Source organism: Rhizobium sp. BK008 (assembly GCF_014197345.1).
Lineage (GTDB): Bacteria > Pseudomonadota > Alphaproteobacteria > Rhizobiales > Rhizobiaceae > Rhizobium > Rhizobium anhuiense.
Genome location: NZ_JACIFK010000001.1, coordinates 972113 through 987257, shown reverse-complemented (window position 1 = coordinate 987257; position 15145 = coordinate 972113). Strand labels below are relative to the sequence as shown.

Below are 15145 nucleotides of genomic sequence, written 5' to 3'. Positions count from 1 at the left end.
GTTGATAAGCCGTGATGGAATAAAATCGGATTTACTTTCCTCTATAGCGGAGCGCATCGACGAACAGGGTGAACGCCGGAGACGCATGCCGCCTGTTCGGATAGTAGAGATGATATCCTGGGAAAGGCAGGCACCAGTCCTCGAGAACCCGGATCAGCCGCCCGTCTTCGATATAGGACTGAACCTGGTCCTCGGGCATGTAGGCCAGTCCCAGCCCGTTCAGCACAGCGTCGATCCGCATGGCGATGTTGTTGAAGACCGTCTGCCCCTCGACACGGACGCGCAGTTCGCGCCCGTCCTGCTCGAACTCCCAGGGATATATCGTCCCGTGCGTCGGCAGCCGCATATTGATGCAGTTGTGCGCCGTCAGGTCCTGAGGAACACCAGGGCGCGGATGCTGCTCGAAATAGCAGGGCGCGCCAACGACCGCCATGCGCATCTCGGGGCCGATCCGGACGGCGATCATGTCTTTCGCCAATTGCTCGCCGAGCCGGATGCCGGCGTCGTAGCGCTCGGCGACGATATCGGTCAGGCCGTAGTCGACGATCACCTCGACGTTGATATCGGGATGATCTGGAAGAAAGCGCGCCAATACAGGGGCAAGAATGGAAATCGCGGAGTGCTCGCCTGCCGTGATGCGAATGGTGCCGGCCGGCCGCTCGCGCATTTCGCTCAAGGCGGCGATCTCGAACTGGATTTCTTCAAATCGCGGCCCGACCCGTTCCAGCAGGCGTTCACCTGCCTGTGTCGGCGACACGCTTCTGGTCGTGCGAGTCAAAAGGCGAAGCCCGAGCTTCTCTTCGAGACCGCGCACCGTCTGGCTCAACGCCGATTGCGACACGCCAAGCTTGGCGGCGGCCCGGGTGAAGCTGCGTTCCCTGGCGACGGTGAGAAAGGCCACGAGTTCGTTGAAGTTGTTGTCCTGAGGCATTCATTAGTCCGTCTTATAGGTTCATGCGCATTACAGCATCTAATCGAAAGCTGGCACGAGGACTAAGTTCACGTCAACTCAACTGCGAGACCGGCGGCACTGAATCGTCGCCTTCACCCTCAAGCCCACACAAAGCCACGAACGGATACGACCATGAAAACACGCAATATCGGCGATCTCGAAGTCTCCGCACTCGGTCTCGGCTGCATGAGCATGAGCGCTGCTTACGGCCCGCCCGCCGACGAAGGCGAGATGATCAGATTGATGCGCACCGCCCATCAGCAGGGCGTAACCTTGTTCGACACGGCCGAAGCCTATGGCCCTTTCGTCAATGAAGAGCTTGTCGGCAAGGCGCTCGCACCTATCCGCGACCAGGTGGTCATCGCCACCAAATTCGGCTTCGATATCGACCAGCAGACCGGTGAACGCCGCGGCGGCACCAACAGCCGCCCCGAACATGTCAAGGCGGTTGCCGATGCTTGTCTGCGCCGTCTGAAGACCGACCGCATCGACCTGTTCTACCAGCACCGCGTCGATCCCGCCGTGCCGATCGAAGATGTGGCCGGCGCCGTCAAGGAGCTGATCGCAGCCGGCAAGGTCAAACATTTCGGCCTTTCCGAAGCCGGCGTTCAGACGATCCGCCGCGCCCATGCCGTCCAGAAGGTGACTGCCGTCCAGAGCGAATATTCGCTCTTCTGGCGCGGCCCCGAGGCGGAACTGCTGCCCGCCCTTCAGGAACTCGGCATCGGTTTCGTGCCCTTCAGCCCGCTCGGCGCCGGTTTCCTCACAGGCAAGATCGACGAGAACACCAAATTCGATCCGAGTGATTTCCGCAACAGCGTGCCGCGCTTTTCACCTGAGGCGCGCAAGGCCAATTTTGCGCTCGTCGACCTGATCAGGCGGATCGGCGACCGCAAGGGCGCAACACCCGCACAGATCGCCCTCTCCTGGTTGCTCGCCCAAAGGCCCTGGATTGTCCCGATCCCGGGAACGACGAAGCAGCATCGACTGGAAGAGAATCTCGGGGCTGTCGACATCGACCTTCTGGCCGACGATCTCGCCGAAATCGACGCGGCACTCTCCGGCATCCAGGTTCAAGGCGAGCGGCTTCCCGAAGCAGCACTGAAGATGACCGGTCACTAAAGGCCCTCTCTCCAGCCTCGTCCTTCGAGACCCCTGCGGGCACCTCAGGATAAGGCTGGTCGCCAGGCCTTACGCCTTGAGAAACTGCGACCCCTTATCAAACCCCAGCCCCGGAAAGATCTTCCCCGTCAGATCATCCGCACTCACATCGAACTGCCGGTAGAGCATCGCTGCGGCCAGTTCGCGCACGTCCGCGGTCGGCATCAGGTCGCGGTCGTCGAGCAGTTGGCCGTCGCTGACACCGGGCCAGCGGCCGAGGATGCGGCCGCCGTTGATGGCGCCGCCTGATAGCACCGCGCAGCCGCCGGTGCCGTGGTCGGTGCCGGCCGAGCCGTTTTGGCGGACGGTGCGGCCGAATTCGGTCATGGCGAGCACCACCGTCTTTGCCCAGATCTCAGGCCCGAGCGTGGTCTTCAGCGTGTTGATCGCCTGCGAAAGGTCCTGCACCGGCCGCTTGAACTGGCCGGCCTGGCCGATATGCGTGTCCCAGCCGGTGATGGAGAAGCTGGCGATGCGGTAATCGCCCTTCAGCATATTGGCCGCGAGCGCGGCCACATCGGCGGTCTTTTCACCGCGCTGGCCATCCGGCTCGACCATCATCGCGGCGGTGTCGGCCCGCGTCGCCTCGGCGAGTGCTGCGGCAAACGGCGGATCGCCGGCATAGAGCCGCGCCAGGAACTGCATCTCGTCACTCGCCGGCGACAGATTGGAGTCCGACGCCCAGACATCGACGTTGTTCGGCCCGGAGAGGATCAGTTCCGTCGAGGTGTTGACGTCGATCGCCCTGCGCGCATCCGAGCGCGGGATGACGGCGAGCGCCCGGTTCAACCAACCGGTCTTTTCCTCGGCGACGTGCTCGCCGCCGGATTCCAGCATATCCTGCCCGTCGAAATGGCTGCGCTGGTCGCGATAGGGCGTCGACACCGCATGCACGAAGGCGAGCTCCCGGCTCCTCCAGAGCGGCATCAGTTCGGCGGCGGCAGGATGGAGGCCGAAATGCCCATCGAGATCGAGAAGCCCGGTGTCGGGCGTCAGCGCCAGGGTCGGCCTGAGCGCCGCAAAACCGGCATCGCCATAGGGCTGCACCAGGTCCAGCCCGTCCATCGCGCCGCGCAGCACGATGGTGATGAAACGGTTGTCACCCGGCATCGCCGCGAAGGTGACCGGGGTGAAGGCGGGGGCGGCGGCGAGACAGCAGGCCGACGTCAGAAAGCCACGGCGGGAAAGCAGGATCTGGCTCATGGGCAGACGCTCCTATCGGCGATTGAATTCGGGGGAAGCCAGCACCAACGTCAACCCGCTGATCTTGTTCGGCGCTTGGGAGACCACGCGGATCGTCTCGTCGCGGGCTGCATCGGCAAGCGTCGATTTCAGGAATTCGCGCGGATCCTCGTCTCGGCCGAACTGCGCTGCGGCCCGTCTTGCCCAGGCCAGCCGTTCGGCAATCTGGCTGCCGGTGATCCAGGCGGAGAAGCCTTCTTCGAAACCGGCCGGGCTTGGCGGCAGCCAGATCGGCTGGCCCATGCGCTTCAACGCGCCCTGCCCCAGTGCCCGCGCCGTCCGGAAGGCCTTGAGACGCTTGTCTCTTGCCTCGCCGGCGGGATCCGTCGTCACCGGTGATCCCGCCATGCCAGGCGTATTGGCGGCCATGTCGCCCTCTTCAGTGCCCTGCTGGTTGGCCGCCAGGAAGCTGCCGACGACGCCGTTGACCGGCCCCGCATTCAACGCCCTGAGACCCGCAACGACATAATCGAAGGGCTGGCGCGCCTTGGTGCCCTCGTCGCGCCAGGCGGCGGGATGGTCGAGCATGGCGGTATAGACGGCCGTCAGATCGCCATCCGTCTTCTTCCAGGCTTCAACCATGTCGGACACCATGCCCTCGTCGGGCTGGTCGGAGACGAAATGCACTGCGAGTTTGCGGCTGATATGCGCCGCCGTCTTCGGATGGACAGCGAGATCATCGAGCAAATCGAGATAATCGTCGCGCGAGCGCCTGTTACCACCATAGCTGACGCCGAGCACCTGATGCGCGCCGGGCTCCGATATATTCGGCCGGAAGACGATATCCATCTCCTTGCGGTCGACGGTGAGCCCCGTCAGCACCATGGCTGCCGCCGTGACATCCGCCTGACTATAGCCGCTGCCGGCGCCGAGTGTGTGCAGCTCCAGCAGTTCGCGGCCGAGATTCTCGTTCAGCCCCTTGTTGCGCTTGATGCCGCCGGCCGAGTCCGGCCCGAGCGAATCCGCCTGGTCGAGATAGATCAGCATGGCCGGATGGGCGGTGGCGCTGCGCAGCAGATCGCCGAACCTGCCCGATATGAACGGCCGGATCGCCTCGGCCTCGTAGAGCGGCACGATGAGGCGCATCGGCAGGCTCTTGTTGGCGCTGGTGGAGAAATGATCGGTCCAGAAGGTCGCCAGCCGCTCGTAGAAACCGTAGGGCGACAGCACCGCCTGCATCAGCCGCAGGTTCGAATCGTGCTGGAACTGCTGCTGCGCCTGGCGCTGCACCCCCTTGCGCATCTCGCGCTGCACCGTATCGTCAGTCACCGTCTTGGCGTCCTGCCGAATTTGCGTCAGCTGCGACTGCAGGCTGAGAATCGCCCGGTGGCGCATGTCCGGGCCGCCCATGGGAAAATCCGGCATCGCCGCCGCCCCATTGCGCAGCTGGCCGATGAGCTCGTCCTTGCTGTCAGGTGACGCCTCGCCCGGCCGCAAGCCATAGCCGAACCGGATCGCCGCCATCGTCGGGAAAGACAGGCTCATGGCAGATCACCTCCTGATCAATGCTGAAGCGATTCCAGCAAAAATGCACAGCGGTTTGCGCCCGGAATTGCGCAAAACAAAAAGCTTGAGGTGACAGGCTGCCAGCCGAATGCGACCGCAATCTGTAGGAAATGCGGCGATATCGAGACATGGACGATTTGTAATCTGTTGAAAAGGCTAAAGTTTATGCACGGAAGATGAAGGATGCACCAATTGCGATCAGGGCGAAGCCGATCGCATGGTTCCAGGTCAGGTTCTCGCCGAGCCAGAAGATCGAGAAGCCGGAAAAGACGATCAGCGTGATCACCTCCTGCATCGTCTTCAACTGCGCCGTCGTATAGACCGCCGAGCCGATACGGTTCGCCGGTACCGCCAGGCAATATTCGAAGAAGGCGATCCCCCAGCTGACGATGATGGCGAGGAAGATCGCGCTGCTCTTGTGCTTGAGATGCCCGTACCAGGCAAAGGTCATGAAGATATTCGAGGCAAACAGCATGACGACGGGCCAGATGGCGGCGGGAGAAAAGGACATGAAGAAACTCGGGGGGCTGTTAAGGGAAAGTTGACCGGCGAGATACCGGCGGGCCCTACCTAGCATGCTGGCGTTCCGCCGCAAGTCCCAGGGCATGGACCGATCGTCTCACGCCATCGAGGCGATGCGGATCGCCGAGTTAAAGGCCGGCGACATCAGCCGCCGGCCCTCGTACCGCAGGCAGCGCTAGATTCGCATCGCGCCATGCGGCTCCTCGGCCTCCTCCGTGCCGAAGCGGACATCCTTCTTCTCGTAACCGAAGCCGGCGAGAGCCGCGACGACCAGCGCCACTACCGCCGCGACGATTAATAGCGCGTAGGCATAGTCGCCGTCCCAGCGGACAGCCAACCCCGCCTGCAGCGTCGCATTGCCTGAGGCGAGCAGGTTGCCGAGCTGGTAGGCAAAGCCTGGAAAGGTGCCGCGCACCTCATCCGGCGACAGCTCGTTCAGATGCACCGGCACGATGCCCCAGGCGCCCTGGACGAAAAACTGCATCAGGAAGGCGCCGATGGCGAGCAGCACCGGCCCCGGCGCATAGGCCCAGAGCGGTGCCACAGGCACGGCGATCAGCGCGGCGATGACGATTGCGCGCCTGCGCCCGATCCGCTGCGACAGCGCCCCGAAGAACAGCCCGCCGCAGATCGCCCCGATATTGTAGACGATGGCGATCGCGCCGACCGTGTAGCTCGAATAGTTGCGTTGAGTCTCGAGGAAGGTCGGGTAGATGTCCTGCGTGCCATGGCTGAAGAAGTTGAACGCCGTCATCAAAAGCACCGCCCAGATGAACAGCGGAATGTTTTCGCGCAAGACCGTCAGGAATGGCCGCCGCCCCGCGGCCTGCCGCTTCAGGAAGGCCGGGCTCTCTTCGACATTGCGCCTGATGTAGAGCACCAGCAGCGCCGGCACCGCGCCGACGAAGAACATGCCGCGCCAGCCGATGACCGGAAAGAGCAGGAAGAATACGATCGAGGCAATCAGATAGCCCGAGGGATAACCTGCCTGCAGAATGCCCGAAACGATGCCGCGGCTCTCCTCCGGCACCGTCTCCATGACAAGCGAAGCGCCGACGCCCCATTCGCCGCCCATGGCGATCCCATAGAGCGCCCTGAGGACCAGAAACATGGTGAGCCCCGTGGAGAAGCCGGTCAGGAATTCGAACAGCGAATAGAGCAGCACGTCGGCCATCAGGGTGATGCGCCGACCGTAGCGGTCGGCCGCAAGGCCGAAGATCAGCGCGCCGACCGCTCGCATGGCGAGCGTCAGGAAGATCGCCACCGAGACGGTGGGGACGTCAGTGTGGAATTCCTCGGCGATATATTTGAGAACGAAGACGAGAATGAAGAAATCGAAGGCGTCGAGCGTCCAGCCGAGATAGCTGGCTATGACGGTGTTGCGCTGCTGCGGCGTCAGCCGGCGCAGGCTTTCCAAAGCGGACATATGAATTCCTCCGTCCGAAAGCGGCGGCGAGGCGGGCAATTCCGGATGCCGTCGGAAGGGGTGCCCGAAACGGGCGGGTGATGCTGTCGACAATGGCGTTCGCCGTCGGCGACAGCGGGCAATAACGTCAGCAATCCTGCCGCTGTTCCATCACGATTGGCGTGATCGGGTCACACGCGGCTCCTTGTCGCAGGCATGCGACCGGCAAGCGCCCTGCCCTTTGGGCGCGGCATTCTCCAACGTCCCTCATCCTGATGCGCCGAGCCCGAAGGGCGAAGCCTCGAAGAACACGCCGCAACGCCGCTCCCTGCGTCCATTTGATGCCGCCCCGTATCCGCCCCTTCGTTGGAGATCTCTGCGCGGTGCCTCAGGAGGAGGCTCTCTTGGACTTGCGCCATACGCAGCAAGCTGTGCCTAGCCTTCCGCCGGCACCTGCCCCCGGCACGCCCACGCCACCGACGTGAAAGACCGCGGCCCATCGGGCTCGCCCGCCTCGTATGCCGCCCTGACGGCGGCATCGACGGCCCGTCGCTTCGCCGGATCCAGCCCTGCGACATATTTGCCGAGCGGCCCCTCACCGGCAGCGATTGGATCCCAGTAGTCCTTGAAGGAAGAATACTCCATCCGGATCAACAGCGACGTCTCCTCGACATTGACAAGGCCCTGCGCGATGAAGCTCCCCCTCATCTCCCCCGGCCGCGTCATCGGCTGGAAACAATATCTGCGCCGCAAGGGCAGCGCATTCTCGTCGAGCATCACCACCGTATCCCACATCATTCGCATGCCGGACATGCCGCCATAATGGTCCCAGACGGCGGCCGCGACCACGCCGCCCGGGCGTACGACGCGGCGCATCTCGGACACCGCCTTTCCCGCCTCCGGCACGAAATGCAGGACGAGCAGCGACATCGCCCGGTCGAAGCGGTTGTCCTCGAAAGGAAGAGCGCAGGCATCGGCTTGCTGGATCGTTATTCGCGGATCGGTGTTCCGCCGCGTTGCGGCCTCGACGAAGACCGGCGAATAGTCGACGGCGACGATCTCCCGCAGGCCTGGCGTTTCCGCCAAAGTGAACGCCAGGCTGCCGGTCCCGCAACCGACATCGAGCACGCGATCACCATTCGCGAGACCGGTGAAATCGATCAGCATCGGCGCCAGCCTCCTGCTCCAGCGCCCCATCAGCCGTTCATAACCATCGGCACTTTCGACGTTGAAACTCGACGGCATCGAAGCCTCCTCCTCAAGGACATAAGTCTTCGATTGAATACTAGGATTCACCGGCGACTGTGCAAGCGGGCACGATCGCCTGCATCCTCGGCTCGAGGCCGAGGATGCCGAGAAGTCGGGCTATCGTTGCCCCTCTTTCGAGGTGGCCGTAAGGCGATTGCCGGCCGATCCACCTCCGTCAGATGTCATCAGCCGGCGATATCACCGCCCGGTGATACCGCATCAACTCAGCCGCCCGCCCTACCGAGCACACTCCAATCGAAGCCCCGCGCCCAGTCGGCGTAGCTGTGCCAGCCGACCTCAGGAAAATCGCGGCGCAGGGCGGCGATACCGGCGTCGTAGCCGGTGCGGTCGAACCATTCGAACATCAGCGCCGTATCCTCGCTCTGCTGCCGTATCGCCGCGATCGGCAATTCCCGGTAAGTGATCGGGCGGCCGAGCACCTCGGACAAGATCTTCACCTGCTGCTCGCCCGACAACTCGTCGCCGGCAATATCGTAACGCTTGCCGAATACCTGTTCGCGCCGCTCCGCCAATGCCGCGACAAAAGCACCAATGTCATCAATGGTGATCTGTTGCAGCACGCGCGTCGGCGGCAGCGCGGCGGCGTAGACGCCCTGGCGCAGGCCGTCGATCGCCCAGGGTGCCACTGTGTTTTCCATGAAGGCGACGGGCGCGCTGATCGTATAGGGTATGCCGAGACCGGCGATATGCTTCTCGACCAGATACTTGCTGTCGAAATGCGGAATGCCGGTCTTCTTGTCGGCATCGGCGACGGAGGAATAGATCAGGTGGCCGACGCCGGCGGCCTTTGCCGCATTGGCGACGGCAATGCCCTGACGGGTTTCCGCGTCCGTTCCGGCCTCGTAGCTGTTGCCCATCAGAAACATCGTGTCGACGCCCTTTGCCGCCGTCGCCACGGATGCCGCGTCGTCAAGATCGCCGGCGACGACCTCGACTCCCGCCGCGGTCAGCCGTTTTGCGCCTTCGCTGTCCGGCCGGCGGCTAATCGCCTTGACGCGATGTCCCCGCGCGATCAGGGCGCGCACGACCGCGCCGCCCTGCTGGCCGGTGGCGCCTGTGACCAGAACGCTTCGTGTGTTGCTCATCTGTCTACTCCTTGTTGTGACGGATACAGCAAAGTTAGGGTCTGTCGCATTGAACCATAATGGCCCATAATTGAGAAACATCGTACCATGTGGAGCTACAATGCTCGATCTAAACGATATCATGATCTTCGCCCGCGTCGTCGAAGCGGGCAGCTTCACCGCCGCCGCGCGCTTGCTCGGCATGCCGAAGACGACGGTCAGCCGCCGCATCGCCGAGCTGGAACGCGAACTCGGCGTGCGGCTGCTGCAGCGCACGACCCGCAGCCTCAACCTGACGGCTTCAGGGCGTCTCTACTACGAAGAAAGCAGCCAGGCGCTACGCACCATCGAAGGCGCCAACCTGCGGCTTGCGGAAGCGCGTGCGGAGCCTGCCGGCACGATCCGCATATCGGCGCCGGTCGGCTTCGGTGGCCATTTCCTCCAGGATGCGATCTTTGGATTTCTTTCGACCTACCCGAAGACGAGGGTCGAACTGCGCCTGACCGACGACAGGCTGAACCTCGTCGAAAACGGCATAGACTTGGCCTTCCGCACCGGTGTCCTCGAGGATTCTACCTTGGTCGCCCGCAAACTCGGCTCGATGCACCGCCTTCTCTGCGCAAGCCCGGATTATCTCGCCCGCTGCGGCCCGCCCGCTGCGCCTGAAGATCTCGTCCGCCACGACTGCGTCATCGCCGGCCAGTCCGTCCATGCGCAATGGTTGCTGGAAGGTCCGCGCGGTCAGGAAACGATCGCGGTTTCGGGCCGCTTCGCCGCCAACGAGATGCAGGCGGTGATGGCCGCCGCGATCGCCGGCCACGGAATCGCCCAATTGCCACACCGATTTGCCGAAGCCTGCATCAAGGATGGGCGGCTTCGCCGCGTTCTCGACGGCTATACGACCCCGGCCGGCGGCTTCCATGTCGTCTATCCCAGCAGCCGACACCTGCCGCCTTTGGTCAAAGCATTCATTGAACTGGCCGTCACACGGCTGAACGCCACAGGAACTGGCGGGAGCGAGGAATTCGCCATCATATCGCCTTAGGATGAAATCCGACCTTCGCCGTTAGACCTCCTTCAACTCCACCTTGCCGTCGAGACTTCCGATCAAAGTCGCGCTGGCTTGGTTAAGGCCCGCGACCTCCACGGCGATGTCGTGCGCCCTAAAACGATGGACGACCTTGTCGAGCGCAGCAACGGCCGTGATGTCCCAGAAATGCGCTTCGGACACGTCGATCAGCACGGTCTTGCCGATCGCGTCCTGAACGTCGAAAGCCTCGACGAAGACATCGGCGGAGGCAAAAAACACCTGGCCGGACACGCGGTAGGTCAGCCGCCCGGTCGTTGCGTCGGGCGCGACGTCCACCTGCAGCAGGCTAGCAACCTTGAAGGTAAAGAACACGCCGCTGAGCAGCACCCCGACCGTCACCCCGAGCGCCAGGTTCGCGGTGAAGACGGTGACGATGACGGTCGCCACCATCACGGCGCTCGACATCCTGGGATGGACCACCACGGCTCGGAGCGACGACCAATCGAACGTGTCGATCGATACCATGACCATGATCGCCACCAGTGCGGCGACGGGAACCTCGGACACCCACGGCTTCAGGAGCACCATCAGGATCAGCAGGAACGCGCCGGCAAATAGCGTGGAAAGCCGGCCGCGCCCGCCATATTTCACGTTGCTGACTGTCTGGCCGATCATGCCGCAGCCGGCAATGCCGCCGAACAGGCTCGCGGCCGCATTGGCGAGACCGAGACCGGTACATTCGCGGTTCTTCGAACTCGGCGTATCCGTGAGATCGTCGACGACACTCGCTGTCATCATCGATTCCAACAGCCCGACCATGGCGATGGCAAGTGCTGGTCCGGCGATGATCCTAAGCGTTTCCAGCGTCAGCGGCACAGCCGGCCAGCCGAACACCGGAAGCGATTCCGGCAGCTTGCCAAGGTCAGCGACGGTCAGCACGGGAAGCCCGAGCACCATCGACGCGACGGTTAGGATCAGGATGCAGATCAGCGGCGACGGGATCGCGGTGGTGATCCGCGGCGTCAGGTAAATGATAACAAGCCCGGCGATCAGCACGGCATATTCCATCCAGCCGGCACCGACAATATGCGGCATTTGCGCGGCAAAGATCAGAATAGCTAGCGCATTGACGAAGCCGGTGCGGACGGATTTCGACACGAAGCGCATCAACACGCCAAGGCGCAGCAGGCCGAAGCCGATCTGGATTAACCCCGCCAGCAGCCCGGCCGCGAAGAGATAGGGCAAGCCATGGGCATGCACCAGCGGCGCTGCGACCAGCGCCACCGACCCGGCGGCGGCCGAAATCATCGCCGGGCGTCCACCGGTAAAGGCAATGACGATGCTGATCACGAAAGAGGCAAACAGACCGACTTCGGGATCGACTCCCGCCACGAAGGAAAAGGCGATCACCTCGGGGATCAGGGCGAAGGTCGCCACCGCTCCGGCGAGCATTTCGCGCATAGGATTGGCGGACCAATCACGACGGATGGAGGAAAGCAGCATGGGATAGATTCTCGCAAAGCATGGCCAGACCCGCTCTGGCGAGCGTTCGCGTGACGGCATGCAGGTTTTGCGTTGTCTGGCGGATCGGCGGCCAGAAGAGCCACCCGGGGTCTCACCGGGTCCGTTGTGAATGCCTGCGGTATAGACGAAATTTTTACCGCAGCGCAACATTCAACTGAACTGAAATGAAAAATGTAAAAGTCAACGAGCAGCCTCAAATGCTCGAGGTGCGCGCACCTTGCGCCCTCTGGGAGGAGCCTTCACTGCCAGAGGAAGTCCGGCCCTGTGCTTTGGGACGTCAGCTTGAGCGTCCCATCCGGTTGAACGACATAGGTTTCGAAGACGCGGTAACCGAAATCGCCGAGAAAGGTATTCTTGACCACCGTTCCCGGACGATAGGGCGAATGGAGGACCTTTCCGCCATAGGTGAGGCTGCCCGGAAGAGGCTGCGGATCCCCTGCGCTGGCGCAAGCGCTGAGAATGAAGAGAACGGCAATGAGCGCGTGCTTCATCCGGACTATCTCCTCAGGAAGGCGCCAACGGTCTGAATGACGCCGATCTTCTTCTTATCACAACATAGCCTTGCTGTTCAGAACGCAGCCTTGCTGCTGTCGAAGTCTTTGCGTCGCGCCGCCGCCCGCGAGAGCGCGCTGGCGACCCTCTCGTCGGTAAAGGGCTTGGCGATCACATCAAGTGCACCGTCGATACCGTGACCGACGCTCTCGGGACTGCCGGTCACGAAGATGACGTCAACTCTATGGCGATCGATCAGCCGGCGCGCGAGCTGGGCGCCGCTCAGCCCGTCGGAGAGACTGAGATCGACGAGCGCGACATCGCTTCTTTGAGCGTGGGCGAGAGCCTGCTCCACCGTCGAGACCGGCCCAATGGTCTGGTGTCCGGCCTCTTGCGCGATGCGCTCGAGTTCCAGAGCGATAAAATTCTCGTCTTCAACGATCATGACCTTCATGCATAAGCCTCCCCATAGACGGCCTGTCAGGCGCACTGCCGGTAGCGACTACAACGCAACCGTCCCCGAAAAGTTTCCACTTTGAGAAGAATAAGTTGGCGATCAGCGGGCAGCGTCGCGTTACCGGCCCGCCACTGGTCCTGTGGGGAAACCGGCCGATGGCGCGGTCGCTCCGGCATCGGGAAAGCATGGGCCGCGGCCGGCAAGGCAACGGCTCTATGGCAGGCGGCCAAGATTCGCCGGCGCGGCCCGACGGACCGGCGCCTGCAGGCCGCTGATCCGCAGCCGCCTGCCTCCCTCACGGTTTCTCGTTTGCGCTCTCGGCCCGAAACGCCGCCTCCCCTGCATCAGACACCTCGACCCACTTCTTGTCGGGCTCGGCGTCCGGCACATAACTGTCGTGCCAGTTCCACCACTTGTAGGTCGGGGTCTGGGGGTAGCCCTTGGGCGAGTCTTCCCAGACTTCCTGGCGGCCGAGCGGGGTGATGTCGAGGTAGTTCCAGGTGCCGCCCATCTGCTCGTCGCCACGGTTGTTGATGAAATAGGTGCGGAAGATGCGCTCGCCGTCGCGGTAGAACACGTTGGTGCCGTGCCACTCGTCGACGCCGAAATCCTTGTCGAAGCTGTCGGTGATGGTAACCCACGGCATCGTCCAGCCCATGCGCGCCTTCAGCCGCGTGATGTCGGCCTGCGGCGCCCGCGAGGCAAAGACCAGCGTCGTGTCGCGGGCGTTGAGATGGGCGACATGGGCGACCTGATCGGCCACCATCGAGCAGCCGCGGCAGGCATGCTCGGGCCAGCCGAACACGCCGGGTTCGTAAAAGGCGCGATAGAGGATGAGTTGGTGTCTGCCTTCGAACAGATCGAGCAAGCTGACTTTGCCCCCGGGACCTTCGAACGCATAGGCCTTCTCGACCGCCACCCATGGCATGCGCCGGCGCTCGGCGGCGAGCGCATCGCGAGCCCGGGTCTCGGCCTTTTCCTTGACCAGCAGCTGTTCGCGGGCCGCCTCCCAGGCCTGCGGCGACACGACTGGCGGCTTGTGCATGGCTTGTCCGCTTTTTCCATTCTCGGCTGAAGCAGTCATGGTTCAATCTCCTCATCAGGGCGAATTCCCTGGTTTGGAAGCCCGGTTCATCGCGCATTGGTCTGAGATAGTTTCGCATCGGAAATCGGACAGGGGGAGTAACAAGTGTGACCGTATTCCCCGGAACCGTTGGTCGCAGCCGCAGCGCATGCGTGGTGTTGACCACGAGCGCGTCCATTAGCGTAATCTTGTTTACGGCCGGCACGCGTGCTAAAACGCGACAAAACGGCGCATGCGAACCCCAATCAAGCCGAGATCGTGCCCGTGAATGTTTTTATCGCGACTGTTGCTGCGCTTGCCATGGGCGTGCTGCCATCATGGGCTGGTCCTTTGCACCAGGCGGCTGGGGATGGCGATGTCGCACGCGTCAAACAGTTGCTGGATCAGGGCTCCGATCTGTCGGAGGTCGATGAGGCGGGCGAGCCGGCGCTGATTATCGCGTCATTGGCGGGCCATGCCGATGTCGTCGCTCTTTTGCTGGATCGCGGCGCCGACATCGAAATTCGCAACAAGGGTGGGCTGACGGCACTGCATGCGGCAGCCTATGGAGGAAATCTGGAGGTGGTGAAACTGCTTGTCGCAGAGGGAGCTGTCGTCAACGACAGGAAGAATTTCTATCAGATGTCGCCGCTGCACGGCGCCGCCGAAGAGGGCCGCACTGAGGTGGTCGCTTTTCTGTTGACGAAGAATGCGGATGTCGAAGCGACGGAAAGAAATGGGTACACGCCTCTCACTCAAGCCGGGTGGCGGGCGCATTGGGATACGGCCAAATTACTCATAGAAGCCGGTGCTGTTTGCCAGAAAGCCGAGCTTGTAGGCGAACCGCTCTACAAGGAATGCACCAAACGGCAATAGCATTTCGCTTGAGGTAACAGACCGCGTCCGGGAACGGAGCTTGTTATGTCTTATCATGTGCAAAAATGCGGAAAGCGGGTGGGCGTAACCGTTGGCGCTACGGTCATGCTGCTCTCCTTCCTTCAGCCTGCGGGGGCCGAGGAACTCGTCAATACCGGCTATTTCGGAAATGTTGCGATCAAGGGTTACGACCCGGTCGCCTATTTCACGGAAAATCAGGCCATCGAAGGATCCGAGACATATTCCTATCACTGGCTTGGCGCGACCTGGTATTTTTCCAGCGCTGAAAATCGCGACCTCTTCAAGGGCGATCCGTCCAGATATGCGCCGCAATATGGCGGCTATTGCGCCGATGGCGTGTCTTTCGGGACGGTGACGACCAATATCGATCCGAAAGCCTGGCGGATCATCGATGGCAAACTGTATCTCAGCTATGATCCCGGGGCGGCGGAAGGCATGGAGAAGAATCCGACCAAGGTGACCGACTCCAAGAAGCATTGGTCCGAAGTTCAGCAGACACTGATTTCGGAGAAGATGCACACCGTCTGGCAGCAACCGGCGACAAAATGAAGCCCATCGCCG

The 15145-nt window shown here is 62.5% G+C and carries 15 protein-coding genes and 1 other annotated feature; of the genes, 4 read left to right on the top strand and 11 right to left on the bottom strand.

Annotated elements, in window-relative coordinates; all coding sequences use genetic code 11:
- Positions 1–31 precede the first annotated feature (31 nt).
- The gene (locus FHT69_RS04730) at positions 32–931 is read right to left on the bottom strand and encodes a LysR family transcriptional regulator (protein ID WP_097542317.1); all 900 of its coding nucleotides are present in this window, start codon (positions 929–931) and stop codon (positions 32–34) included.
- A 153-nt stretch (positions 932–1084) separates the two neighbouring features.
- Here FHT69_RS04730 and FHT69_RS04725 point away from each other — a divergent pair, with 153 nt between their 5' ends.
- On the top strand, positions 1085–2074 hold the full coding sequence (locus FHT69_RS04725; RefSeq protein WP_183904988.1) for an aldo/keto reductase: 990 nt from the start codon (positions 1085–1087) through the stop codon (positions 2072–2074).
- Between the two features lie 69 nt (positions 2075–2143).
- On the opposite strand, the gene FHT69_RS04720 is transcribed toward FHT69_RS04725, so the two are convergent.
- From FHT69_RS04720 to FHT69_RS04695, 6 genes are all read right to left on the bottom strand, one after another.
- Positions 2144–3316 carry a DUF1501 domain-containing protein gene (locus tag FHT69_RS04720; protein WP_183904987.1) on the bottom strand — a complete coding sequence of 391 codons (1173 nt, stop codon included), beginning with the start codon at positions 3314–3316 and terminating at the stop codon, positions 2144–2146.
- Between the two features lie 12 nt (positions 3317–3328).
- Positions 3329–4840 (bottom strand): DUF1800 family protein, encoded by a 1512-nt coding sequence (locus tag FHT69_RS04715; protein WP_183904986.1) that lies wholly within the window; start codon positions 4838–4840, stop codon positions 3329–3331.
- Between the two features lie 184 nt (positions 4841–5024).
- Complete coding sequence (locus FHT69_RS04710; RefSeq protein ID WP_029868240.1) at positions 5025–5372, bottom strand: DMT family protein; 348 nt, start codon at positions 5370–5372, stop codon at positions 5025–5027.
- Positions 5373–5558: 186 nt separating this feature from the next.
- Positions 5559–6809, bottom strand: a complete 1251-nt coding sequence (locus tag FHT69_RS04705; RefSeq protein ID WP_183904985.1) for an MFS transporter — start codon at positions 6807–6809, stop codon at positions 5559–5561.
- A gap of 414 nt (positions 6810–7223) precedes the next feature.
- A complete protein-coding gene (locus tag FHT69_RS04700) occupies positions 7224–8033 on the bottom strand; it encodes a class I SAM-dependent methyltransferase (protein ID WP_183904984.1) in 810 nt (269 codons plus the stop codon).
- Positions 8034–8260: 227 nt separating this feature from the next.
- On the bottom strand, positions 8261–9142 hold the full coding sequence (locus FHT69_RS04695; protein WP_183904983.1) for an NmrA/HSCARG family protein: 882 nt from the start codon (positions 9140–9142) through the stop codon (positions 8261–8263).
- 100 nt (positions 9143–9242) lie between these two features.
- On the opposite strand from FHT69_RS04695, the gene FHT69_RS04690 reads away from it, so the two are divergent.
- Positions 9243–10166, top strand: a complete 924-nt coding sequence (locus tag FHT69_RS04690; RefSeq protein WP_028758743.1) for a LysR family transcriptional regulator — start codon at positions 9243–9245, stop codon at positions 10164–10166.
- Positions 10167–10187: 21 nt separating this feature from the next.
- Here FHT69_RS04690 and FHT69_RS04685 read toward each other — a convergent pair whose 3' ends face one another.
- The 4 genes from FHT69_RS04685 to FHT69_RS04670 form a co-directional block, all read right to left on the bottom strand.
- The gene (locus FHT69_RS04685) at positions 10188–11654 is read right to left on the bottom strand and encodes a SulP family inorganic anion transporter (RefSeq protein WP_183904982.1); all 1467 of its coding nucleotides are present in this window, start codon (positions 11652–11654) and stop codon (positions 10188–10190) included.
- A 70-nt stretch (positions 11655–11724) separates the two neighbouring features.
- Positions 11725–11780: a sequence feature (sul1 is cis-regulatory element that is thought to sense ions involved in sulfur or methionine metabolism; They are found in Alphaproteobacteria), on the bottom strand.
- Between the two features lie 134 nt (positions 11781–11914).
- Positions 11915–12166 carry a hypothetical protein gene (locus FHT69_RS04680; RefSeq protein WP_025554522.1) on the bottom strand — a complete coding sequence of 84 codons (252 nt, stop codon included), beginning with the start codon at positions 12164–12166 and terminating at the stop codon, positions 11915–11917.
- 77 nt (positions 12167–12243) lie between these two features.
- On the bottom strand, positions 12244–12621 hold the full coding sequence (locus FHT69_RS04675) for a response regulator (protein WP_025554521.1): 378 nt from the start codon (positions 12619–12621) through the stop codon (positions 12244–12246).
- A gap of 298 nt (positions 12622–12919) precedes the next feature.
- The gene (locus FHT69_RS04670; protein WP_025554519.1) at positions 12920–13708 is read right to left on the bottom strand and encodes a DUF899 domain-containing protein; all 789 of its coding nucleotides are present in this window, start codon (positions 13706–13708) and stop codon (positions 12920–12922) included.
- Positions 13709–13915: 207 nt separating this feature from the next.
- Here FHT69_RS04670 and FHT69_RS04665 point away from each other — a divergent pair, with 207 nt between their 5' ends.
- Positions 13916–14563, top strand: coding sequence for an ankyrin repeat domain-containing protein (locus FHT69_RS04665; protein WP_025554517.1), 648 nt, complete (start codon positions 13916–13918; stop codon positions 14561–14563).
- A 45-nt stretch (positions 14564–14608) separates the two neighbouring features.
- A complete protein-coding gene (locus tag FHT69_RS04660; protein WP_097542310.1) occupies positions 14609–15133 on the top strand; it encodes a YHS domain-containing (seleno)protein in 525 nt (174 codons plus the stop codon).
- Positions 15134–15145: the final 12 nt, after the last annotated feature.

Bases quoted from the DNA above. Each gene is read 5' to 3' on its own strand.
- FHT69_RS04660 (WP_097542310.1), top strand. From the start codon at position 14,609: ATGTCTTATCATGTGCAAAAATGCGGAAAGCGGGTGGGCGTAACCGTT.
- FHT69_RS04685 (WP_183904982.1), bottom strand. From the start codon at position 11,654: ATGCTGCTTTCCTCCATCCGTCGTGATTGGTCCGCCAATCCTATGCGC.
- FHT69_RS04670 (WP_025554519.1), bottom strand. From the start codon at position 13,708: ATGACTGCTTCAGCCGAGAATGGAAAAAGCGGACAAGCCATGCACAAG.
- FHT69_RS04725 (WP_183904988.1), top strand. From the start codon at position 1,085: ATGAAAACACGCAATATCGGCGATCTCGAAGTCTCCGCACTCGGTCTC.
- FHT69_RS04730 (WP_097542317.1), bottom strand. From the start codon at position 931: ATGCCTCAGGACAACAACTTCAACGAACTCGTGGCCTTTCTCACCGTC.
- FHT69_RS04675 (WP_025554521.1), bottom strand. From the start codon at position 12,621: ATGAAGGTCATGATCGTTGAAGACGAGAATTTTATCGCTCTGGAACTC.
- FHT69_RS04690 (WP_028758743.1), top strand. From the start codon at position 9,243: ATGCTCGATCTAAACGATATCATGATCTTCGCCCGCGTCGTCGAAGCG.
- FHT69_RS04695 (WP_183904983.1), bottom strand. From the start codon at position 9,142: ATGAGCAACACACGAAGCGTTCTGGTCACAGGCGCCACCGGCCAGCAG.
- FHT69_RS04700 (WP_183904984.1), bottom strand. From the start codon at position 8,033: ATGCCGTCGAGTTTCAACGTCGAAAGTGCCGATGGTTATGAACGGCTG.
- FHT69_RS04680 (WP_025554522.1), bottom strand. From the start codon at position 12,166: ATGAAGCACGCGCTCATTGCCGTTCTCTTCATTCTCAGCGCTTGCGCC.
- FHT69_RS04710 (WP_029868240.1), bottom strand. From the start codon at position 5,372: ATGTCCTTTTCTCCCGCCGCCATCTGGCCCGTCGTCATGCTGTTTGCC.
- FHT69_RS04705 (WP_183904985.1), bottom strand. From the start codon at position 6,809: ATGTCCGCTTTGGAAAGCCTGCGCCGGCTGACGCCGCAGCAGCGCAAC.
- FHT69_RS04720 (WP_183904987.1), bottom strand. From the start codon at position 3,316: ATGAGCCAGATCCTGCTTTCCCGCCGTGGCTTTCTGACGTCGGCCTGC.
- FHT69_RS04715 (WP_183904986.1), bottom strand. From the start codon at position 4,840: ATGAGCCTGTCTTTCCCGACGATGGCGGCGATCCGGTTCGGCTATGGC.